The sequence below is a fragment of the Paenibacillus sp. 32352 genome (assembly GCF_002042965.1).
In the GTDB taxonomy this organism is placed as follows: Bacteria; Bacillota; Bacilli; order Paenibacillales; family NBRC-103111; genus Paenibacillus_S; species Paenibacillus_S vulneris.
On record NZ_MZNT01000006.1, the window covers coordinates 294736 to 317306 of the forward strand.

A 22571-nucleotide genomic window follows, 5' to 3' on the forward strand; every position below is an offset into this window, starting at 1 on the left:
TAGTATAAACGTGCTGTGGCTGGCTCCCTCCAGTTGTTTGTATGATACAGAGGAATACAACAATTGGAGGGTGTTTAGCATGCAAACATGGTTCATTACAGGAGCGTCAGGAGGCTTGGCTTCATGCATTACTCGCCGGTTGCTGGAAAGGGGGGACCGCGTAGCCGCAACGGTACGTAAGCCGGGTGTGCTGGATGATCTGCAGGCACAGTATGGCTCTCAATTATGGCAGGCTCACTTGGATCTGACCAACCCGAAGCAAGTTGCTGAGGTGGTAGAACGTGCTTATATAGAACTCGGTACGATTGATGTATTTGTCAATAACGCAGCCTATGGATTATACGGTGCGGTGGAGGAAGCAAGTGACCGGCAAATCGAGCATCTGTTTATGACGAATGTGCTTGGATCGCTGCGCGCAGCACGTGCAGTCCTGCCTTTTTTCCGCAAACAGGGCCGCGGGCACATTGTACAGCTTTCAAGTATGGCGGGTCATTATTCTATTCCGGGTATGGGGCTGTATTGTTCTTCCAAATGGGCAGTTGAAGGAGCCTTCGAAGCGCTCGCCAAGGAAGCCGCGCCGTTCGGCATTAAAACAACCATCGTGGAGCCCGGCGGAATCCGCACAAATTTCATTACAAGCAACGCTGTATTCGGAGATCGGATGGAAGCATACCAGGATAAGGAAGCTGGCCAATTGGTTAGCCTGATGAAGGGCGAGCTGCCCGGTATTGATATGAGCATGTTTAATAAAATGGTTGTCGGCGACCCGGATAAAATGGCGCAGCAGATTATACACCGTGTCGATCAGGGGGATGGCCCTGTACGTATGGCACTTGGCAGCGATGCCTATGAACAAATCCGAACAGCCCTGCTGGAAAGACTGGCTGCTTTGGAAGCACAGAAAGAGCTGGCTTATTCCACGGATGCAGATGATGCGCTAAAGCAGGTTTAAATATCAAAGCCACTCCAGGAACTGGGGTGGTTTTCCCCATTTCTTCTGTCTTTTTTGTCTATCCATTCCATCGGGAGATGGAAACTCACCTGTTGTAGAGATTACAATGTTCTTATATCAACAATGGGTACGGGGGTTGAACAAATGAAAGAAGCGCTTGATTACTTTCTAAATGAAGACCAAGTCTGCAGCGGAACCGAGGATCCTGATGAGGGTATTGATTATATATTTATGTTAGATCCGGAAGAATGGGCCATTCTAATGGGCGAGTGGAACCATCGTTCGATTTCTTGGAAAAGCGGGGTTACCTATTTTGCAGGCTTTCGCAGACTCCCCGTCAATAAAGAGATTTTGATGAAAGCCATTCATGATGAAGCAACCAGCGTTTACGAACAAGGTCTACTTTCTTTACATCAGACGTTAACTGAGGAATGGGAAGAAACGGGGAGTACATCAGCTGCACTCTCTGAACAAGAAAAGGGGACCGTGTTGGAAAAGCTAACACATACAAGTGATAGCTTCAGAGAGTATCCTGAATATAACGAATTAATAAATTTGTTGACTGATAGATAAGAGATTGGGCATCCTTTGTCCGTACCAATGCATTGTGGAATAAAAGCCCAATTATATAAAGTGTTAACATTGCTTCAAATCTTGAATATGATATGTCGTTCGGTATTCAACACGAAAATAAGTTTGTTTTAAATTTCCTCTTGCTCAATACTTCCTATCCTGATATTATGGAGGAGCATAATTTTTGGAAAGCGAATATTCAATACATGTAGGATCTTTCCAAGCAGATAATCTTTGACCACTTCCTTAGGGAAGTTAAGGCCATACGGACAGCCGGGTCAAATGCCGACTGGCAACTTTCGTTGCCTTATTGATTGAGTTAAAAGCTCAAATTTTATAAGTTGGTTACTTTACAACCGGTGCATACGCACACAACTTGTGAAACGGTCAATAAGAGTGGTAAAAGTAATTATTTGCTATATAGACTCTGATCCTAACATGGTATATTTGAATAGTAAGAGCCTTTCCAACCGATGCGTTTTATGGCTGACTGACAAGCGTGATAAGATTTATCATGTCATGCTTACTGGAAATTATCTTATTATTCGACTATAACAAGCAAGTGTGATGCGCATGGTGCGTGTTTCGCTTGCTTTTTTGTTGCCGTTTTGCAGTAAAAAAAGTTTATACAGTTTATTAAGTTTAATAAGATGAGGAGATTGACAAATGGGAAAAGCACTAATCATCGGCGCCGGCGGCGTAGCATCTGTAGCAGTTCATAAATGCGTTCAAAACAGCGAAGTGTTCGAGGAAATCTGCATCGCCAGCCGTACCAAGTCCAAATGCGACGAGCTGAAAGCCAAATTGGACGGCGGCAAAACCAAAATTACAACTGCACAAGTCGATGCAGACATCGTGGAAGATCTGATCGATCTGATTACCGAATTCAAACCGGATATCGTCATGAACCTGGCTCTTCCTTACCAAGATTTGACGATCATGGAGGCCTGCCTGGCTACCAAAACTCACTATATGGATACGGCAAACTATGAGCCGGAAGATACGGCGAAATTCGAATACAAATGGCAATGGGAATACCGGGAACGCTTCGAAAAAGCAGGAATTACAGCTCTTCTGGGCAGCGGATTCGATCCGGGCGTTACTGGCGTATTCTCCGCTTATGCGCTGAAACACTATTTTGACGAAATTGAATATATCGACATTCTGGATTGCAACGGCGGGGATCACGGCTATCCTTTCGCAACCAACTTCAATCCGGAAATCAACATCCGTGAAGTGTCTGCTAACGGACGCTACTGGGAAAACGGGGAATGGATCGAAACGAAGCCGATGGAAATCAAACGCGAGTATAACTTCGCGGAAGTCGGCCAAAAGGATATGTATCTGCTGTACCATGAAGAGCTTGAATCCCTTGCGCAAAACATCCCTGGACTGAAACGCATCCGTTTCTTCATGACTTTCGGTCAAAGCTATCTTATGCACTTAAAGGCACTTGAAAACGTGGGAATGACCTCCATCGAACCGATTGAATACGAAGGCAAAAAAATCATCCCGCTTCAGTTCCTGAAGGCTGTGCTCCCGGATCCGGCTTCCCTTGGACCTCGTACGGTGGGCAAGACGAACATCGGTTGTATCTTCAAAGGGAAAAAAGACAGCCAAGACAAGACTTACTATGTCTACAATGTTTGCGATCATCAAGAGTGCTATAAAGAGGTGGGCTCCCAAGCCATCTCCTATACCACTGGCGTACCTGCCATGATCGGTGCGGCGATGATTCTGACCGGCAAATGGAATAAGCCTGGCGTATTCAATGTCGAAGAGTTCGATCCGGATCCATTCATGGAAGAGTTGAACAAATGGGGACTTCCATGGGTAGAAGACTTTAATCCGGTGCTTGTTGACGCGTTGCCGGAGGAAACTAAACAGCCGGAGTTCGTTCGTTAATATGCGGTTCGAGGAATTACCTACACCTTGTTTCGTAGTCGATGAAGCGCTCATTGAAAAAAACCTGAAGATTTTGAACGGCGTCATGCAGCGTACGGGAGCCAAGATTGTGTTGGCGCAAAAAGCTTTTTCCATGACTGAGATGTATCCGCTCATCGGAAAATACTTAAGCGGTACGACCGCGAGCGGTTTATTCGAAGCACGGCTGGGCCACGAAGAAATGGGCAAAGAAACTCATGTCTTTGCCCCTGCCTATCGTGAAGATGAAATCGACGAAATTATATCCATTTGCGATCATATCATCTTCAATTCCTTCTCCCAGTTGGAGAAGTATAAAGCGAAAGCACTTGCTGCGGGCAGAAAAATAGGCCTTCGCATCAATCCGGAGTGCTCGACGCAAGTGGGACATGAAATCTATGATCCTTGCTCGCCGGGATCCCGATTTGGCGTAAAACGGGAGGATTTCCGGCCGGAACAGCTTGAAGGCGTTTCGGGACTGCATTTCCATACCCTTTGCCAACAGAATTCGGACGATCTGGAGACCACGCTGAATGCGGTGGAAGACAAATTTGGACCATGGCTGCCGCAAATGGAATGGATTAATTTCGGCGGCGGTCACCATATCACAAGAGAAGATTATGATATTCCAAGATTGGAAGCCTGCATTAAGAGAATGCAGGACAAGTATGGTTTGGAGGTCTATCTCGAACCGGGAGAAGCCATCGCACTGAACGCGGGCTACATGGTCACATCCGTATTGGATATCCATCGAAACGGCATGGAGATTGCGATCGTGGATACGTCGGCTACCTGCCATATGCCTGATGTTCTGGAAATGCCTTACCGTCCGCCGCTTATCGGCTCGGGCGAAGCCGGGGAGAAGCCATACACTTATCGTCTTGGCGGGCCGACCTGCCTTACAGGCGATGTCATCGGAGACTATTCCTTCGATCAGCCTCTGAAGAGCGGCGACCGACTAGTGTTTGAAGATATGGCGATCTACTCCATGGTCAAAACCAATACCTTCAACGGCATGCCGCTGCCTGCCATCGCTGTGCAGGAGAAAGACGGCAATTGCCGCATCGTACGCGAGTTCGGCTATCAGGATTTTAAGATGAGACTAGCTTAATGAAATAAAAGCCTTAGCCCTGCAATCAGGGTTAGGGCTTTATTTGCATTTCGGCCGTCACTTTTTGTGCGGTTCCCTGTGCCGTCCGTAACGGCAAGTTTTTTTATATCCGTTTTACGCTTTGAGGCGGCCTAGGTCAAAGTCGTATGATGTAATTATTCCTATTGTGTAAGGTATACATACAGTGCCCGGCTTCAACCATTCTAAAAATTCATAATCAAAACCATTTTCAGAAAGAAGTGAGGAAATGATCGAGATTACTGGTGAACTGGTACGCCGATTAATCGATAGTCAATTTCCAAAATGGAGGGATCTGGATATAAGGCCCGTGGAAAAAAGCGGCCATGATAACCGCACCTACCGGTTGGGCAGCGAGATGACTGTTCGCCTGCCGAGTCATGAAAGCTACGCCCCGGCTGTTGAGAAAGAGTTGACTTGGCTTCCTATTTTCAAGCCGCTTCTTTCCTTGCCCATTCCGGTTCCTGTTGCAAAAGGCGAGCCGACGGACGAATATCCTCTTCCCTGGTCCATTAACCGGTGGATTGAGGGTGACACCGTCACTCATGACAATATACGCAATCAACACGAATTTGCCGAAGACCTCGCGAAGTTTTTGAAAGAGTTGGAAGCGATCGACGCGAGCCGCGGCATACCGGCAGGTGTTCAGAACTTTCATCGAGGAGGAAGACTTGCCGTTTATGATCATGAAACAAGGTCTGCTATCGAAACTCTTTCTGGCCAATACGATCAAAAGCTGCTTACTGAAATATGGGAGCTTTCTCTTGCGACAAGATACTCATCGACGCCGCTATGGCTGCATGGTGACGTTGCAGTAGGCAATCTGCTTGTGAGAGAGGGACGGCTGTGCGGCGTCATTGATTTCGGCACTATGGGCGTGGGTGATCCTTCCAGCGACCTTGTTATGGCCTGGAACTTTTTTGACGACGCAAGCCGCGAGATTTTCTTGAAACTCATGAATTTTGATGAGGACACTATTAACCGCGCACGCGGCTGGGCCCTATGGAAAGCACTCATCACTTACGAGCGGAATGAGAGGGGCTCGGAAGCCTCGGTCTGGGGAAAGTATGTAATGGATACCATCGTCCGGGACTACAACCGGCTATAAGCGTATGAACCTTGGTCGCCTCTTCTGATACGTATGCACACGCCTTTACTGTCGCACTGGAATTTGTTCTTATCTTGTCAGTTATTTATGCGTTCCTGCTCATCTTCTTAATGAAAGCAGGACAGCGCCAACCAGCGAAAGCTGTCAATGCTTCGGGGCAGAGGGGTTGATTTGTTATAGCCGGCGGCTTGTTAGCTCCGTAAAGCTTTTAATTCACGCGGCTCCGAATACTGACTTTGATAATTGCTTAACAGCTGCTGCATTTTTTCCACCGTGCCGTCTGGATGGGGAACATGAATGGAAACCGTCAAGTTGGCATCGTCCGAATACTGAAACGAAACAAGATCAAAATTCAAGGTTCCGAGATTCGGACACTGCAGTGCCTTTGGAGCATCGATGGCATCGAGAACCTCATGGGAGTCCCAAAATTCGCGAAACTCGCTGCTGGCTTGGCACAGCGCCTCATACTGCCCAGACCACCAAGGGTCGTCAAAGTGCCGCGCATACCCGGCATGGAATTTTGCGGTGATCCGCTTCGCATGCTGCTCCCACTCGTCCCCTTTGATGTAGCGAAAACGGGCAGAAGTAAACGTCATCCAGACAAAATTCCGCTCCCTTTCAGACATTGTCGCAAGATCCCCGTTCAACGCGCAATAGGCTTCATTCCAGGCGATAATGTTCATACGCCCATCCATGACATTCGCCGGGGACAAGTGTTGGCTATCCAAAAAACGTTGAAGCGCAGGTGTTACCTTGGAGGGCTTCATTGTTTCGTTCAAAGGGATCTGCTTACGGGGGCAAGATGAAACAGATGCCTGCGTTCCGATTCGTTCAACCGCAGCACTCCAGCTATTCGATCGAGGACCTCGGCGGATGCGTTAATAGGGCGCCCTTGTTCCAGGCAAGTATACCAATCCAATCCCACATCTGCCAGCATAGCCACCTCGCTGCGGCGAAGTCCGGGGGTCCGTCTGCGTCCGGTCTCCGGCAATCCTACCTGCTTAGGGGTAATCCTTTCCCGGCGTGTGCGTAAAAACCGGGACAGTTCCCCGTAACGATCCAAGCTGCTCGACATGATCTCCAATCCCCCTATCCATTGATGAACGTAGGATTCCTAATCCTACGATAACCAGATCTCTTCCTGGCTTCGTTAGATTTATATACACTAGTCTATGTTCCCTTTAGGGAGAAAGCAAGAATGGACGTTGCAGCAGTTACGATTGAGAAGAGCAAACTAACGAAGCAAAGTGAAAAATAATCAGGAACCTTGGAGGAGAAAAAGATGTTTGAACATATTGTACTATTGAAACTCAAGTCCCCTATTTCTACTGGCCAAAAAGAAGAGGTGATAAAGCAAGTGTACTCCTTTAAGGGGAACATCCCGGGGATTGTAGATATAAGCGCCGGGATTAACGTTACGGAGGAAGTAGAGCATAAGCACGGTTACACGTTGGGCATTCGAGTTACTTTTGAGAATGAGCAGGCTTGCCGGGATTACATTCAGCATCCCCTGCATCAACATTTATTGCAATCCATTGGATCCTTCGTCGAAGGGATTGTGGTCATGGACTATCCGATTGCATGACAATTGAGAAAAGATATAGCCTGTTTCGAGCCCTCGCTCTACAGACCGAGGGTTCGATCGCGTTGCATCAGGCTGCCAAAGCTTATGGTCACACAACACAAAACAGATATTCGCTGCTCCGCCATCGATGTCCAGCCAAGCATTGGCAGGTGCCTCGCAACATAGATAGTATGTCTATTATTTGTTGCAGCTGCTGCCTTGTACCACCGGCCGGTTTTATTACCCACCTCGCCTTTAATTATCCTCCGCTTGTATCGTGCGATTTTCATCAAGCCGCACCTTGTAAGACTCCCCCCATGCTTTCATAGACATAATCACCGGTTCCAAAGTCCTTCCAAAATCAGTAAGGGAGTATTCCACTCTTGGCGGAACCTCTTTATATATTTCTCGATGAATGATGCCGTCCCGTTCAAGCTCTCTTAATTGCAATGTGAGCATAAACTGCGTAATTCCTGGATTCAGGCGCCTGAATTCATTAAATCTTTTCGTTCCATCCAGAAGCTGATAGAGAATGATCCCCTTCCACTTTCCGCCAATAACATCCAGCGTTGTTTCAACCGGGCATGCTTGCATATCCGGATGCGCTCCATATTTGTTTCTTCGGTCTCCCATCAGCTTGTCCTCCCCAAAGGTTTAATTTTTAATACTATACCATAAAAATATGCGTACTTACTTAAAGTAACCCAACTGATATACAATGCTATCTGTACAAATCAATTGCTATTTGAAAGGATGCGATACCTATGAATACTCGCCAGCAAATGAAAGCAGTCGGTGCTTACCGATACCTCCCCATATCTGATCCGCAAAGCCTTATCGATCTGCATTTGGATAAACCCGAACCTACAGGCCGCGATTTGCTTGTAAATGTAAAAGCTATCTCTGTCAACCCTGCAGACGTCGGCGTTCGCGCCAAACATAACTATGAAGCCGAATCACCGAAAATTCTTGGTTGGGATGCTGCTGGAATCGTAGAACAAGTTGGCCCTGACTGTCAATTGTTTAAACCAGGGGACAAAATCTATTATGCGGGCAGTGTGGCCCGACCAGGCACTAATAGCGAATTTCACTTGGTTGATGAACGAATCGTAGGAAAAATGCCAAGAAGCTTAGATTTCGCGGCAGCAGCCGCATTACCGCTTACCTCGATAACTGCATGGGAGGGCCTATATGATCGTTTGGGAATTAACCTTAACGCAAAGGAAAACAAGAGCATACTTATTATCGGCGCAGCTGGAGGAGTAGGATCGATTGCTGTGCAGCTTGCCAAATTAGCAGGCTTGACCGTTATCGGTACTGCCTCGCGTCCGGAATCAGCTCAATGGGTCGAAGAACTAGGAGCGGATTTTATCATTAACCACAACAACCCTTTCCAGCCTCAGCTCAAGGAATTGGGTATAGATGCTGTAGATTATATTTTCTGCTTGAATGATACTGTACAACATCTAGCGAATATGGCGGAGGCCATTACCCCCCAAGGCAAAATTTGCTGTATCGTACCTACGGATAAGGCCGCCTGGGCAGGAAGCTTGAAAATGGACTTGCTGTTTTCTAAAAGTGTAACATTTGTATGGGAGTTCATGTTTACACGGCCCTTGTTTCAAACCGAAGACATGATAAAACAACACGAATTGCTGAATGACCTGGCGGACTTAATCGATGATGGGAAATTAAAAACGACACTAAATGAACGACTTGAACCCATTAATGCCGCAAATCTGCGTTTAGCACATGAGAGGTTGGAGAATGGCCGATCCATTGGTAAAATTGTTTTAGAAAACTTCTGATCCTGCGAACAAGACCATTTGGTACCGAGGAGCGGTCATCGGTATAGACAAGAATAAGGCCCTTATAACTTAGGGGCCTTTTTGCTTACTGCGGTATGGTGCAGACAAGAGAACGGGCGTCGGTTTCGCTAACCCCAATACGGGCTTTTTAGGGTACCGATATTTTTCAGAACCCGCCTCTATCATTTATTGGACCAAGGATCGAGATTATAGAGCAATAGACTCTTTTAAAAAGTCCCTTAACGTCATCGGAGGTCGACCGATCAGGTCAGCTAGAGCGTTGCTCGTCTGCGCGAAGTCTCCGTTACGGCTGGCATGAAACAAACCCATAGTGATCTCAATACGCGCTTCCGGAAAACCTTGGGCGGTCAGATGCTCCCGATATGCCTCGTCCGAAACTACTCTTCGGTAGACATGTCGGCCGATAATATCCGAAGCCATCGCTGCAACCCCCTCCATGTCAATCGCTTCTGAGGCGGTTAGATTCGGGGATGGGCCGTCCCAGCTCTGCTCGGTTAGAATAGCTGCCGTGGCTTGGGCCAAGTCTGAGTGCGTTGTCCAAGCAATCGGACCATCCTCAGGAACGATCAATTCTCCCGTTTTAATTGCTGCACCGATTAGCCCAACCAATGAGGAGGCATAAAACCCGTTACGAAGAGACGTGTAGGGCATACCCGATTCTTTAAGCAATACCTCTGTCGCCGCATGGTGAATCATAGGAGGGAAATACGACGTCGAAGAAGAACCCATGTGACTTGTGTACAGCACCTTGTCGGCCCCAGACTCCTTTGCCGCGTGAATCGCGGTTTGATGCTGACGGATCCCCGCCTCTCCCAAAATACCGGACGAAACAAGAAGAACCTGCGACGCCCCCTCAAAAGCATAAAGCAAGCTGTCTGCATCATCAAAATCGCCGTGACGAACGCGGACCCCACGATCCTTTAAATCCCGAGCCTTGCTCACATCTCGGACACTGACACCAATCTGCTCAGCAGGGATACGCTTAAGCAATTGCTCTACGACGCCCCTGCCTAACTTTCCGTTTGCTCCAGTAACGATAAGCATGTTACCTCCATCCTTTCCTTTGTTGAAGATTTGCATAGAATATGGTTTTATGCAACCATATATGGCATAAACAAAAGATAAAAGGATGGAGCCTTATTCACAATCAGCAAAAAACGGTTTTCGTTGGTTTCCCAACATGATCGGCGTTTTGTCTGTTTTTTGAGACCCGAAGAAAGCGTGGTGCAGCATGCCGGTAAATCCCAATGACCCCCGTGTAAAAAGAACCCGTCAGTTATTTATACAAGCCTTTAACGAGCTGCTCGACGAAAAGAGAAACATCTATTCAATATCCGTGTACGACATTGCGGCTCGGGCATCCGTCAACCGCGCAACCTTCTATGCCCATTTTGAAGATAAATTCGCTTTTCTGGAGTATTGGATGACGGAAAAATTTCAAATCATTATCCAAAAAAGACTGCCGGATGATTCAGCCTTCAATCAGGACAATCTGCGCACCCTCGTTCAAACCATCTTTCAATTTCAGTTACGATTTCGAGGATACATCACGCCGGGAGACAAACAGTTTGAGCCGATGCTTGAAAAAGCTGTACAAAGAGAATTGTATCGCCTTTTGCTCCAATGGCTTAAATCCGCGGCCCAACAAAGCTTCCCTCAAGAAAGACTGGAAGCTACGGCTCTTGTCGTCAGTTGGGGCGTATTCGGGTCGGCCCTACAGTGGAGCAGAGATGCCCAAGCTCGCTCGTTAGAATCTATGGTACAAGACGTTATTGAGGTTGTAACCGTTAATTTGGGGTCTTTTTGGCAGCAAGCAACCTCGGAGGCTTGAAGTATGCATAGGCTCACTCGAAATAATGAAACCATTATTTCCTGTAAGTCTACTTTTAGGCGATTTTCGGAGTCTGAATTAGACATTTGAGAAAAAAAGTTTTAGGGTCATCCTTTGATGGATGGCCCTTTGTTTGCAGACCGGGAATCGGCATGTTTGCGAGTGCTTTAAAGAGTAACGCGAACTTTTGTTGCATAGAGAGCAACTCCGTTTTGCCTTTTAATAAATGTAAAAAACATACATAGAGCCCATTGACGAAATACAGAGAATGTTATATATTTTTAACATCAAGTTATATATTTCTAACATGAGGTGATGGTTATGAAATGGAATCTTCGTTTGGGGTTTGATGATGAGCGCACCAGAAAAGTAAAGATTTATTCTGCAGGCAAAGCGTATTTCTACTCCTTGTACATCTGGATTATTTTGTTCGCGCTCCACAAATATCTGGAAATTGATGATTTACTATTGATTGGTTTATTCGGCATGGCGGGATCGCTCTACGTATCCTGGCTGTTTACAAGGAAGCGGAAAGGCTTGGAATAATGAAAACACGCATAAAAGAATATCGGGCAAAATTCAACCTCACCCAGGCAGAGCTCGCACAAAAAGTCGGCGCAAGAAGAGAAACGATCAATTTTTTGGAAAAAGGAGAGTACAACCCGTCCCTCAAGCTGTCTGTCAAAATCGCCCGGCAATTCCAGGTCAGTGTAGAAGAGCTTTTTATCTTTGAAGACGGTGATCTTGATTAGCGGACCAGCTGTTCATTCACCGAAGCTGTGCTCTTTCAGACAGTAACAATTTCAGGTGTATTCCGTTCAATCCTGCAGTGAACAACAGCACATCGAATACGGTCTTCGGTTTCACTCAGGTTTAACGGCGAAAAAAGAAAAGAGCTGACGCCGTCAGCTCCTTTACCATTTACATTGTGATTCTATAGATGTCTTAACTTTTCCGGATTTGCGACAGTATAGATCGCTTCGATCTTATGATCTCGATAAGCAAAAGAATAAACATATTGGATCCCTTCACCCAAACGAATGCGGATTCCGGGGAGCCCATTCACCAAGAGGAACGAGTACGTAAATTTACCCGCATGTTTGTTGATCAAATTTTGATGTAACTTCATCACTTGCTCAAACCCGACAACAGGCACTTGTGCCGCGCTTACTTTGCCTCCGCCGTCCGTGTACAGCACAACATTCTCACTAACCAGTTCAAGAAGCTTCGTCGTATTTCCCTGCAGCAGCGAATTCACAAACTCTTTAATCTTCTCCTCCGCGATGGAAACCGACGGTTGTTGGTCCGGGTCGAAATGGATGCTTTTTCTGGCGCGGTGGAAAATTTGCCGGCAATTCGCACTGCTTTTTCCGACTATATCAGCAATCTCTTCAAACGGATATTGAAAAATCTCTCGAAGAAGAAATACCGCCCTTTCCGTTGCACTCAATTGCTGCAGAAGCAGAAGATAAGCCGTAGAAATTGACTCCGACCGCAAATACCTATTAGATGGATCGTCGCCCGAGGCTCCTTTTTCAATCAGTGGCTCCGGAAGCCATGGACCAACGTACATTTCCCGTTTTTTGGCCGACGAGCGCAAAAGATCAAGACAACGATTCGTTACGATTTTGTATAAAAATGCCCTTTCGTTTCGGATTGTCCCGACGTCCGACAGTCTGTCATAGCTCAAAAAAGCATCTTGTACGATATCTTCCGCATCCATGACGCTGCCGAGCATTCGATACGCTAACGAAAACAGCTCCGTTTTATAACGCTTATATAATTCCTCTGTACTCATAATAGGCGTTCCTCTCCTTACCCTCGAGGGAGAGCATGTGTTGGATGGCTCTTTTGGCGCTTGCCGTCGCGGCATCAACCAATACTTCACCGTGCGACGCCCATTCTCCTGCTACATATAACCCTTGTATTTCCGGGACAGCGGGTCCGGGATTCTCGATACGTTTCACATGCATAAAGTCGTGACACACCGTTATTTTAGGAAGATATTGCTTGACAACCAATTGTTCCCGCCATCCCGGCTGCATCAAGTCCAGCACGCCTTCAAGTTCGCGCAAATCTGTATCCGGGTCCGTTTCTTTCCCTTGGTACTTAATGAGCGATACGACTTGCGCGCCATCGTCGCTTAGATAAGCCGCACGCGAATAATTGCTAAGAAGCACGGTCTGATCGATCCCGTATGCAAATTGTTGTTTGGGCTTGGGAAGCCGTTTCAAGGCCACATCCAGGCAAGCCGCGGTGACTTCAATCGCTTGTTCTTTCCAGGTATGAAGGGCGGTTTTTTCTGCAAAGGGCACCAACTCACTTGCGATAGAAGGCGATGTGGCAAGGATAACATGGTGCGTATCGATTTTCGTTCCGTCTTCACAGAGAACCTGCCGCACGATCCCGCCACGTGTATCGATGGACGTGACTTTGGTATTTGTTAATAACCGCACTCCAAGGTCGGATGCCTTTTGCCGCAATTCCTCGACCAATTCGCCCCAGCCGCGATCCAGGTACAACGCGCCTTTAAGGGCATTCTGCAGCTGTTTCAATACAGGACCCGCGGCCGGCAAATCCGGGCCGACCACATAACTGGCGGCACGAAGCAGCGAATAAAAGATATTGCGCACCATGGGATCCCGCAAATTCCCTTCGACCCATTCGCGGATACTGATCCGGTCAAATTGACGAGTGTCCGCTTTTGAAAGCTTCGTAAGACACGAAACGAACTCCATCTTTCCTTTCCAAGACAACAGCGGGGTCGTAAACAAGGATGTTATGCTCGAAGGCAAGGGGCTTAACTTCCCTTTCCAAACGCCATAAGCCTCAGCCGAAGGCTGCTTTCCCTGCAAGGTCAATCCCAATTCCCGGAAAGTCGCGTACGCATCTCCCTTATACAAGGCATGCGCGCCCAGGTTGAAGTATGCCCCTTTTTTCTTGTTGGAAATGGCTCGGCCGCCTAAGCGATTCTGTTTTTCAATGACCACCGTTTGTTTCCCGGCTTTGGCTGCGTATATTGCAGCGGTTAAACCCGCAATCCCTCCACCAACCACGACCACATCCACCTTTTGCATCACTCATCATCCCTTTCAAATTTTACCTGTATGACGGGTAAGGGATATGAAGTGTGACAGATACGCAAATAAAATTTATGGGAAATCTGCCGCAACATTTCAAAGCAACAAAAAGACGCCCCGCGGCAAGACTTCAGGGGGCGCTACGAAGGTGCCGAAGGAATCGACAGCATATTAGTTATTACTAACTAACAATTCTTCTAAAAAAATATACGCTTAGGTTGACTGATGAATATTGCCGGCAGGCTCCTCCTTTCTTCGTAGTAAGGTTCTTCTTACAAAAACCGTGAAGATGAGCAAAGCAATAAGACCAGAAACCGCGCATGCAGCAAATAGGAACGGGTAGCCGAATAACTGTGAAATAAACCCAAGCAGGATCGTTCCCAACCCGATCCCAAAATCCATGGCCGTGAAGAAAGAAGCATTGGCCATGCCCTTTTTGTCGGAAGAAACAAGGCCAAGTATCGCTGCCTGAAGTGTGGGCTGAGCCGCTCCGAAACCACCCCCGTACAGCAAGGCGGAAACGATAACTCCCGGCAGACTGTCAGACAAGCTTAAGATCAGCAGCGCTATGACCGTCAGGATCATGGAAGGGATAATGATGGAGCCCTCGTTATAGCGATCCGCGAGCTTCCCTGCAAAAGGCCGGATGAGCGTTAGCGCTACAGCATAGACCAAAAAGAAAGTCCCTGCATTGACGTGAATAGTGCCTGCAAACAGCGGCAAAAATGTGGTGATTCCACCGTACGTCAGAGCTAAGAAAAAGATGGCCGCCGATATCGGGAGAACGGATTTATCGAAGAACACCGCTTTTTGTTCTTTGTTCGATCGGATATCAGGCACCTTGGTCGCCAAGGCAATAAGGATAGCTCCAACAGACAAACAAGCAGCTAAAACAAACAAATGCCGGAAAGAGTAGCTCTGGACCATCCATACCCCGATAAGGGGCCCGATTGCCATAGATACGCTCATCGACATACCATACCATCCCATTCCCTCGTTTCTGCGCCGGGCAGGGATGACGTCTGTGATCGAAGTACCGATGGAAGTGGTGGAGATAGCCCAACCGCTGCCATGAAGTATTCGCACAAGAAGCAGCAGCAGAAATCCGCTTGCCCAGTTGTACCAAAACATCGCGATAGAGAAAATAATCAACCCGGCAATGATAAAGGAGCGCCTGCCGAAATGATCCAATAGACCGCCGATAACGGGACGGACAACGACCGCGGTAAGAGTAAACCCGCCGATGATGAGTCCGAGCCGCGATTCGTCAATGCCTGATTGTTTAATATATAGCGGCAAAGTCGGGAGGAGCAAATAAAACCCAAAGCATAGGAAGAACATCGACAGCGTGAGACTGACAAAAGATGTCGTCCATAAACGTCCCATCGTAAGCACCCTCTTTCTTTGTTTAGTTATCACTAACTAACATTTTGGATAAAAAAATTATATGGTCAACCCCTTTGCTATAATGGCTATCGAAGCTTGCAGGTTATCATTTGGAGAAGCGGGTGCAATACTCTCTAACAGCAAACCGGCAACAAATTTCCCGTAATTGAACCTCATTAGCGTTAAGGCCTGGGTTTCCGGGTTGCCTTTGACTACTTTGCCTTGTTGCTGCATGACACGGAAATATTCGGTAACAATATTGAGAAATTTAGTAGCTTTATTGTGTAAGCTCAAGTGGATTTCAGGCATCGTTTTCCGTTCCAAGATGGAAATCAAATAAATTTTTTTGTTTCTGGCCAGTACATCGTGGTACAGCTCGCTGATCATCAACAAATCTGTTTCGAGTTCGTACTTGAGATTTTGTTGGATGGTCTGCTCAATCGGCGAGGAGAACATATAATTATCGATAATGGCATCCAATATGGCTTTTTTGGAGCCAAACGTCCGAAATACAGTCATCTCGCTAACGGAAGCGGCAGCGGCGATTTCCTTAACGGTTACCGCCTTATACCCTTTCTCGGACATGAGATCGATGGTGGACGACAATATTTTTTCAGCCGTGCTTTCCGTTCTGACACTCAAGAATATCCCTCTTTTTCGATAGTTATCGGTAACTAACATTTTTTTATAATTCTACATCTCTGAAAAGTGAATGTCAATCGTCCCATTGCCTATAAGATATCCAGTGACCTCCAAAGCGAAATGAGAAAACCTCTATCGAGGCCTTTCGAAGACGTGCGACCGCGTTTAGATGTAGGTTTTATCGCCAAATAGAATTTTCACATCCTATGACCTTGGTGTCTTATAAACTCTATTATGGTAAAATAACCCCACAAAGTGGGGCCTTGGCTTCGATGCTGATTCAGGTACTTTGCGGGGAGCCCCGAAATTTATAAACCCTGTAATAGTAAAAAACAACCATCGACGACATGAAAGTCGTCAATGGTTGTTCGGTATAACTGTTTACTTATCGATTAAATCGGTCGTCTTAAGCATTCTTTCAATCAGCGCTGCCGCTTCCGCCCGCGTCATGTTCTCTTGCGGCTTCAGCAGTTGACCTGCGCTGCCTTCGACAATGCCGGCGCGAATCATCCGCGCCACCGTCTCGCGCGCCCAATCGGACAGATTCGCCGCATCGCCATATACCGAAAGCGTAGCTTTGATCTCTGCTTGGCTCAAGGCCGCACTCTGCGGTCTAACCAGGTTGTAAGCCCGGGCGATCATCGCGATCCCCTGCTCACGGGTGATCTGCTGGTCACCGCGGAACATACCGTCTTCGTAGCCTTCGACGATGCCGAATTCGCTGGCAACGGATACGCCATTATGATACCAGGCGGTGGAAGCAACGTCATGGAACGCGTTCTGTGTTGCCTTCTGACCCATTAATCCCATTCCCGTTGCAGCCATCACTGCAAACTCCGAACGGTTGATATTGCGATCCGGCGAGAAGTCATTGTTCCCCGTTCCGGCAAGAATGAGTCTGGCGGCTACATTATTAACCGTCATATGAGCCCAGTGGCTCTTCACATCACTGAAGTCCTGAGGATTCCAAATGACGGAGTAATTTCCATGGCTGCGTAAATCCTGAATCCTAGCAAAATACCGGTTGCTGATCTTCGTAACGACAGTCGGTACATGATTCACCGTTCCATCCGGGTTCACGATCACTCCGGTCGTAATCCGGTTCGGGTCGATGCCTTCAGGAAGCGCAATATATCTCGGCGCATACCCGCCCAATTGCTCTGAACGGATAGTCTGCCCTGCGCGGGAGAAGGCCAAGTCGAGACTAACCGGATTCACCAGCAGCTCATAGCCGCCGTTCACTGCACGGCTGCGAGCGTTGTCGATGAGAGCTTGCTCTGAAAGCCGAATGGTAACATTCACGGCAATATCGCCAAGTGCCGCATCGCCGAATTGTTTCGCGATCGCGCTAAGGTCCAGCTGGCTGCTAGGCACCGGATAGATAGCCAGCAAGTTCCCGATTTCCAGGCTCGAGCCGGTATCCTTCAATTGCTTGACCATGGCTGCCGTTAAGCCTTGTACCTGTATATCGCCGTCACCCGGTACGCGAATCGCCAGATGCTGCGCGCCCCCTTGGGACAAGATGCCGTTGAGCTTATCTCCATCGATCTTCACAGTGGTAACACCGTCTTGCCCTGCCGTTTGTGTTGCAAACGAGGTTTGGTTATCGTTCACCGTCGTGACGATGTCGCCGGAATTAGAAGCACTGCCGCCTCCGCCTCCACCGCTTGGCCGGTTATTTCCGGAGGATGTTGCTCTAATGATGGTGATCGTATATTCTTTGATACGGCCATCCCGGTCGGTCACTTTCACCGTTACCGTATTAACACCGGGGTTGAGCGGAAGTGCTGCACTTGTTGCTCCGCTGGCCACTTCGCTGAAGGTACCTCCGTTAACGGCAATTTCGATCTTAGCACCCGGATCGAGCGCTACAGGTGTCCATTGCAGCTGGTATACACTGCCGGACACGGTCATCGAGTAAGCTTCCTTGTCCGATTCGAAGGCCGGATTCAAGCCGACGGTGGACGGAGTGAGCGAGACCAGCTTGTTCGTGGTCCGGATGATTTCCAGCGTATAAGTCGTTTGCTTGCCGTCCGTACCGGTCACTTGCACCTGAATGGTGTTCAAGCCTTCCTTGAGCGGAAGCTTGTTCCAGTCCGAAGCACTGACCGGGTTACCGTTCAAGGTAATGGCGACTTTGCTACCCGAATGTAGCGCTTGCGGGTCGATACCGACCGTAGTCACTCCGTTTGGTACAACTGCTTTATAGTTCAACTGACGTCCGTCGAATGCCGGGGTCAGCGCGATCGGATTGCCGTTCGCATCACCCACTTGGAGCGAGACGAGTCCAGGCTCACCATTCACCGAAACCAGACGATTGCGCGCATCGTTCAGCGCAGCCAGCGCTGCATTGACCTCAGCTTGCGTTGCATTCGGATCGTTCAATACCTTCTCGGCTTGCTTCAACGCATCCTGCAGCACCTGCCAGCTTTCTGGCGTATAGGCGTTCTTCTCCAGGTTCTCGCTCTTAATGTCGTTTACTTTCGCTTGCAGTACCGTTTTGTCAACGACAGCGACCGTAAAGGTCTTCGTCTTGATCACCATCTTGCCATTTTTCGTCGCCGTCACTTCGACCTTGTACTCGCCTGGGGCAAGATCAACGGATGGAGTGAAGCTCCACGTACCATCCCCATTCACAGTAACAGTTGGAGTTGCTACGATATGACCGGCATGATCGTAAACGACGGCCGTAACTGTTGATCCCGGTTCGGTTGTTCCTGCAAATTCAGGCTTGGACTCGGTAACGGTTGAGCCGCCTGGTTTGGTGATGACTAGCGCTGTCTCTTTAGTAGCCACGGTCAATGCCTTGGTTTTCTTTGTAGTCTTGCCGTTTTTCACGGCCGTAACCTCAAACGTATAATCGCCGTCAGGCAGGTCGGTTTCCGGCGCAAAGCTCCACGTACCATCCCTATTCACAGTAACAGTTGGAGTTGCTACGATGTGACCAGCATGATCGTAAACGACGGCCGTAACCGTTGACCCCGGTTCGGATGTTCCTTTGATCTCCGGCTTAGGGATAGTTACGGTATTGCCGCTTGGCTCCGTGATGGTTAAGGTGGCGAAAAACGGATCTTCCGCATTCCGCGAAAAGTTATCTACTACATTATCGTTGGTACCTTTTAAGTTTCCATTCGTTTTATCGTACTCAACCGCCACAATCCGGCTGCTGTTCACATCGGCGCCGTCCGGTAACTTAATGGTTACGATTTTGGCGTTCGTTGTATCGACGAGGATGGATTCAATCGGAATTTGCTGGCCTTCCACGGTGACAGTAAACCCGTCTTTTACATCCGCTGCCGTCAATTTCACCGGATAATCAAACTTAAGTGTGATTGTTTTCGAAGCAGCATCAATACTTGCCGATTCCAGCTTCGGAACTTTTAATACTAGGCCATTCATTGCCGCTGTCAATGCATCTTTTGCCTGATCAATTTGCTTCTGTGTAGCCGTACCGTCTACCAGAACAGCACTGGCATTCGATAACGCCGTTTGGTAAGCGGCCCAGCTTTCTGCTGTGTACTTCTCTTCTGCATAAGCAGGGGAACCGCCAACCACTGTTTGCAATTCGTCCCTATATGTTCTGGCAAACGTAAAGTATTTTACATCATTGCTATTGATCTTGACTTCATAACTGCCGTTTAATTTGTTAGCTTCGACAGGGTCATTGAAATTCACTCCGTCTTCACTTGTAAGCAAGTAGTAATTATCGATAGGCGCTGCGGCATCATTCGAAAGTAATTTGAAAGTTACGTTCTGTTCGGTGTTATTTTTCCAGTTCGGACTGGCTTCAACCTTAAACACACGTTCCATTCTTTTCAAATAATGTTCTGTCGTTCCGGGCGCATGATTGGTTTTAAGCGTATAATTTGTTGCCGCATTATTATCACTGAACGTAAAGAACGATTTCTCGACATCTATAACAGTCGGATTATCTTCATTCGTTGATTCAAAGTGATCACCATCGCTATCACTATCGCTGTCGCCATTACCTATGGCCACCGCTACCAAAGCCCCGGCTTCTTCCGACCGGGACATTCTTTGGTCCAAAGCTCCATCTTTACCTATTCCGGTAATCCGGTAACCATAACCGGCGTTATTTGCAGCTGTCCACATGGTTGTGGTGCCGTCGCTGGCAATATAATTAACCGGGGTGCTGCCATCTGGACTTGTCAATGTGAGTCCATATTTTAATGCAAAGTAGCTGGTCACTTTTTGCCGGTCAATATCGCCAAGCTTATTGTCGAAAACCAGCACCTCTGCAACATTACCGTTGGTCATGGGTGCATTATGAGCGCCGCCGATGTAGTGATTAACTGTAGGTACTGTAGTCCATTGCGTTGTGTTTGTTGAGTCTGTTTTCTCCTGATAACCATTAATAGAGAGGCTCCAATCGCCTATGCCGCTCCAAACATTCAATAAATGAGGTCTAGTTATATCTTTAGTTGGTGTTACTGTTTTCTTAGCAGTAGTACCGAAATCTGAAGTAATGTCTGTTTTGGTATATTTCATGTACCCCATCCTGGCTCCCCCGAGCTCCCATGGGAATCCTTGGGTTCCGGCAATTTGTACGGATAAAACTTCCCTTTTGCCAGATGCAGGGGGATTAGAAAACGGCGAATTAGTATTGAACATGACTCTTGATCCGGTTTGGGGGACAGTTACATCATGATAATTAATCCGTTTTGTCCCTAGATTTGCAATTAATTGCCCACTGCTAACTGGATTACCAGTATAAATATCCCATGATCTCGAATTATCAGCGAGATCCTGTATTTTTGCAATATACTGCTGATTATCGGTTCCAGTTGTTGTTGGGCTTCCTGCTGCTTCCCAACCTTTAGTCAGCTCAAACCAAGAGATTAGATCGGTATCTAATCCGGCTGGAACCATTTGTTTCTCCCTTGCGAAGGTAAACGTAGCAACATTTCCAAATTTATTAGTATTAAGCTGAACTTTACCATTCGTTAGCCGCAAATTCTTATCAAACTTGCCATTGATCAACAGATAGTATGTATATCTCGATTGTATAACTGACTGGTCTAATGACAACGTAATCCCGGCATCCGCCCAATTATTCGTTTTTTGAACGGTGAACTGACGCGGCATGCTCTTTAGCCCTGTAGGAGCACCCGAGTCGGCAACGTCCTCAGTAAAGTCTGTGCTTTTATTATTGTCGCCAAACATAAAGAACGATCGATCGTTATTTATGTCGAAACCGGTGATCGCCGCATTCGAAGCACCAATCTTATCCCCGAGCGCAATAGTTACCAGCGCATTGTCTTCCTGCGAAACGGATTGTTTTTGTTTCAGCGCGCTGGCGTCATCCCGACCGAGTCCGGTAATCCGGTAAGTAGCATCTGTGCTATTCCCAGGATTCCAGAATACTCCTTTATTGCTATCTATGTATTCCTCAATACCGGTGCCGTCCGGCTTCTTAATCGTCAAGCCATATTTGATTCCAAGGTAACTATTGACCTGTTTTCTCTCTTCAGGTTCTAGCGCGCGATTGTATACAATAAGCTCGGATGTCGCTCCGTTTAAAACCGAACTATGACCAGCGCCAAAATAGTAAGTAGTTGTAATACCCTCTTGCGAATTGAACTTAGAAGGCGTGTAAGGAGTTATGACGGCCGGCTCTCCAATGCGCTTTCCATCCAGAGAAAGATCCCACACATGCTTGTTCTCACTGCTGTTAAATAGGTTCGATACGTGCATCACATGCGTATTCGTCGAATTCTGCTGGTCGGTATCCAATGAACGGCTTTGCCGGGTAGCGACATCAGTACCAAAATATGAGGAAATTGTATCCCTGGTATATTTTGCCTTTTCGCCAGGAATACTATCCGGAAAGTCGCCACCAAGCTCCCAAGGGAACCCCGCATTATTAGTGGCATTGCTTTGCACGGAAAAAACTTCTCTGGATAGATCGTCTACATTAAACTTATTAAGGGAAAGAAAGCCATTGGTCGAGCCCTTTGTCAAGCCCGGGTTATAGTTAATCGCATCGGGTTTGTACTGGGCAGTCGAGGCGTTTTGCCAATTTCTTTCCCCTGCCAGATCATTTACATGATGAATTGCACTAGCAGTAGTGGGAGCAATCGGGTTAGAAGCAGTAGCGTACACACTGTCTGCCACACTCAAATTGACCCAAGAAATCAGGCCATCTGCAACTCCGCCTGGCCCAGTCATCACAGTCGGCGCAGCAGCCGCTTTCTGTGGCACAACGCCGACAATGCTTCCGAACAGTAAGGCCGCGCTGAACGTTAAGTTCATGCCTTTTTTCCATTTTTGTTTAACGATTCCAAATCTTGCGGACACGCTTATCAAACCTCCTCTTGTTTAAAGTTGCGTCCAAAGTCAACGCAAAGTGTTACAAATTTTATTGCCCAACGAAAAATTTGTTTAGATGATTTCGGTTTTTAAGAACTGAGTCATAAAAATTTGGGCATAAATCCCCAGTTCTCCTGGGCAAGTTGGTTGCATTGTCCAGTCTCCTTTTTTAATTTAAACTCTTCCTGCAACCAGGTTCTGCACGGACCAAACCACTCCCATTC

Annotated in this window: 19 protein-coding genes; 10 read left to right on the forward strand and 9 right to left on the reverse strand. The window is 47.4% G+C overall.

What is annotated here, in order from left to right; translation table 11 throughout:
• Positions 1-79 precede the first annotated feature (79 nt).
• The 5 genes from B1728_RS16450 (at position 80) to B1728_RS16470 (ending at position 5685) form a co-directional block, all read left to right on the forward strand.
• Complete coding sequence (locus B1728_RS16450; protein WP_079911320.1) at positions 80-952, forward strand: SDR family oxidoreductase; 873 nt, start codon at positions 80-82, stop codon at positions 950-952.
• 144 nt (positions 953-1096) lie between these two features.
• A complete protein-coding gene (locus B1728_RS16455; RefSeq protein WP_079911321.1) occupies positions 1097-1525 on the forward strand; it encodes a hypothetical protein in 429 nt (142 codons plus the stop codon).
• 666 nt (positions 1526-2191) lie between these two features.
• The gene (locus tag B1728_RS16460) at positions 2192-3430 is read left to right on the forward strand and encodes a saccharopine dehydrogenase family protein (RefSeq protein ID WP_079911322.1); all 1239 of its coding nucleotides are present in this window, start codon (positions 2192-2194) and stop codon (positions 3428-3430) included.
• Position 3431: 1 nt separating this feature from the next.
• Complete coding sequence (gene nspC / locus B1728_RS16465) at positions 3432-4559, forward strand: carboxynorspermidine decarboxylase (protein ID WP_079911323.1); 1128 nt, start codon at positions 3432-3434, stop codon at positions 4557-4559.
• A gap of 247 nt (positions 4560-4806) precedes the next feature.
• Complete coding sequence (locus tag B1728_RS16470) at positions 4807-5685, forward strand: aminoglycoside phosphotransferase family protein (protein ID WP_079911324.1); 879 nt, start codon at positions 4807-4809, stop codon at positions 5683-5685.
• Positions 5686-5876: 191 nt separating this feature from the next.
• On the opposite strand, the gene B1728_RS16475 is transcribed toward B1728_RS16470, so the two are convergent.
• Positions 5877-6464, reverse strand: a complete 588-nt coding sequence (locus B1728_RS16475; RefSeq protein ID WP_079911325.1) for an MmyB family transcriptional regulator — start codon at positions 6462-6464, stop codon at positions 5877-5879.
• A complete protein-coding gene (locus B1728_RS16480) occupies positions 6461-6760 on the reverse strand; it encodes a helix-turn-helix domain-containing protein (RefSeq protein WP_079911326.1) in 300 nt (99 codons plus the stop codon). The genes B1728_RS16475 and B1728_RS16480 overlap by 4 nt, the downstream gene beginning before the upstream one ends.
• Before the next feature lie 207 nt (positions 6761-6967).
• Between B1728_RS16480 and B1728_RS16485 the strand changes: the two genes are divergently transcribed.
• Positions 6968-7270: a Dabb family protein gene (locus tag B1728_RS16485; protein ID WP_079911327.1), complete on the forward strand. Its 303-nt coding sequence runs from the start codon at positions 6968-6970 to the stop codon at positions 7268-7270.
• A 234-nt stretch (positions 7271-7504) separates the two neighbouring features.
• Here the strand turns inward: B1728_RS16485 and B1728_RS16490 are convergent, their stop codons facing one another.
• Positions 7505-7882 (reverse strand): winged helix-turn-helix transcriptional regulator, encoded by a 378-nt coding sequence (locus B1728_RS16490; RefSeq protein WP_079911328.1) that lies wholly within the window; start codon positions 7880-7882, stop codon positions 7505-7507.
• Positions 7883-8013: 131 nt separating this feature from the next.
• On the opposite strand from B1728_RS16490, the gene B1728_RS16495 reads away from it, so the two are divergent.
• Positions 8014-9057, forward strand: coding sequence for a zinc-binding alcohol dehydrogenase family protein (locus B1728_RS16495; protein WP_079911329.1), 1044 nt, complete (start codon positions 8014-8016; stop codon positions 9055-9057).
• A gap of 207 nt (positions 9058-9264) precedes the next feature.
• On the opposite strand, the gene B1728_RS16500 is transcribed toward B1728_RS16495, so the two are convergent.
• Entirely contained in the window at positions 9265-10122 is an 858-nt protein-coding gene (locus tag B1728_RS16500; protein WP_079911330.1) for an SDR family oxidoreductase, read from the reverse strand.
• A 187-nt stretch (positions 10123-10309) separates the two neighbouring features.
• On the opposite strand from B1728_RS16500, the gene B1728_RS16505 reads away from it, so the two are divergent.
• The 3 genes from B1728_RS16505 to B1728_RS16515 all read left to right on the forward strand — a co-directional run bounded on the left by B1728_RS16505 (position 10310) and on the right by B1728_RS16515 (position 11661).
• Positions 10310-10909 carry a TetR/AcrR family transcriptional regulator gene (locus B1728_RS16505; protein WP_079911331.1) on the forward strand — a complete coding sequence of 200 codons (600 nt, stop codon included), beginning with the start codon at positions 10310-10312 and terminating at the stop codon, positions 10907-10909.
• A gap of 321 nt (positions 10910-11230) precedes the next feature.
• Entirely contained in the window at positions 11231-11455 is a 225-nt protein-coding gene (locus B1728_RS16510) for a hypothetical protein (protein WP_079911332.1), read from the forward strand.
• Positions 11455-11661, forward strand: coding sequence for a helix-turn-helix transcriptional regulator (locus tag B1728_RS16515; RefSeq protein ID WP_079911333.1), 207 nt, complete (start codon positions 11455-11457; stop codon positions 11659-11661). Before B1728_RS16510 ends, B1728_RS16515 begins: the two co-directional genes overlap by 1 nt.
• 182 nt (positions 11662-11843) lie before the next feature.
• On the opposite strand, the gene B1728_RS16520 is transcribed toward B1728_RS16515, so the two are convergent.
• The 5 genes from B1728_RS16520 to B1728_RS16540 form a co-directional block, all read right to left on the reverse strand.
• Positions 11844-12707, reverse strand: coding sequence for an RNA polymerase sigma-70 factor (locus B1728_RS16520; protein ID WP_079911334.1), 864 nt, complete (start codon positions 12705-12707; stop codon positions 11844-11846).
• A complete protein-coding gene (locus B1728_RS16525; protein WP_079911335.1) occupies positions 12685-13986 on the reverse strand; it encodes a protoporphyrinogen/coproporphyrinogen oxidase in 1302 nt (433 codons plus the stop codon). Before B1728_RS16525 ends, B1728_RS16520 begins: the two co-directional genes overlap by 23 nt.
• 216 nt (positions 13987-14202) lie before the next feature.
• Positions 14203-15375, reverse strand: coding sequence for an MFS transporter (locus B1728_RS16530; protein ID WP_079911336.1), 1173 nt, complete (start codon positions 15373-15375; stop codon positions 14203-14205).
• A gap of 57 nt (positions 15376-15432) precedes the next feature.
• Positions 15433-16017, reverse strand: coding sequence for a TetR/AcrR family transcriptional regulator (locus B1728_RS16535; protein WP_179136048.1), 585 nt, complete (start codon positions 16015-16017; stop codon positions 15433-15435).
• Between the two features lie 381 nt (positions 16018-16398).
• On the reverse strand, positions 16399-22335 hold the full coding sequence (locus tag B1728_RS16540; protein ID WP_079911338.1) for a DUF8202 domain-containing protein: 5937 nt from the start codon (positions 22333-22335) through the stop codon (positions 16399-16401).
• Between the last annotated feature and the right edge of the window lie 236 nt (positions 22336-22571).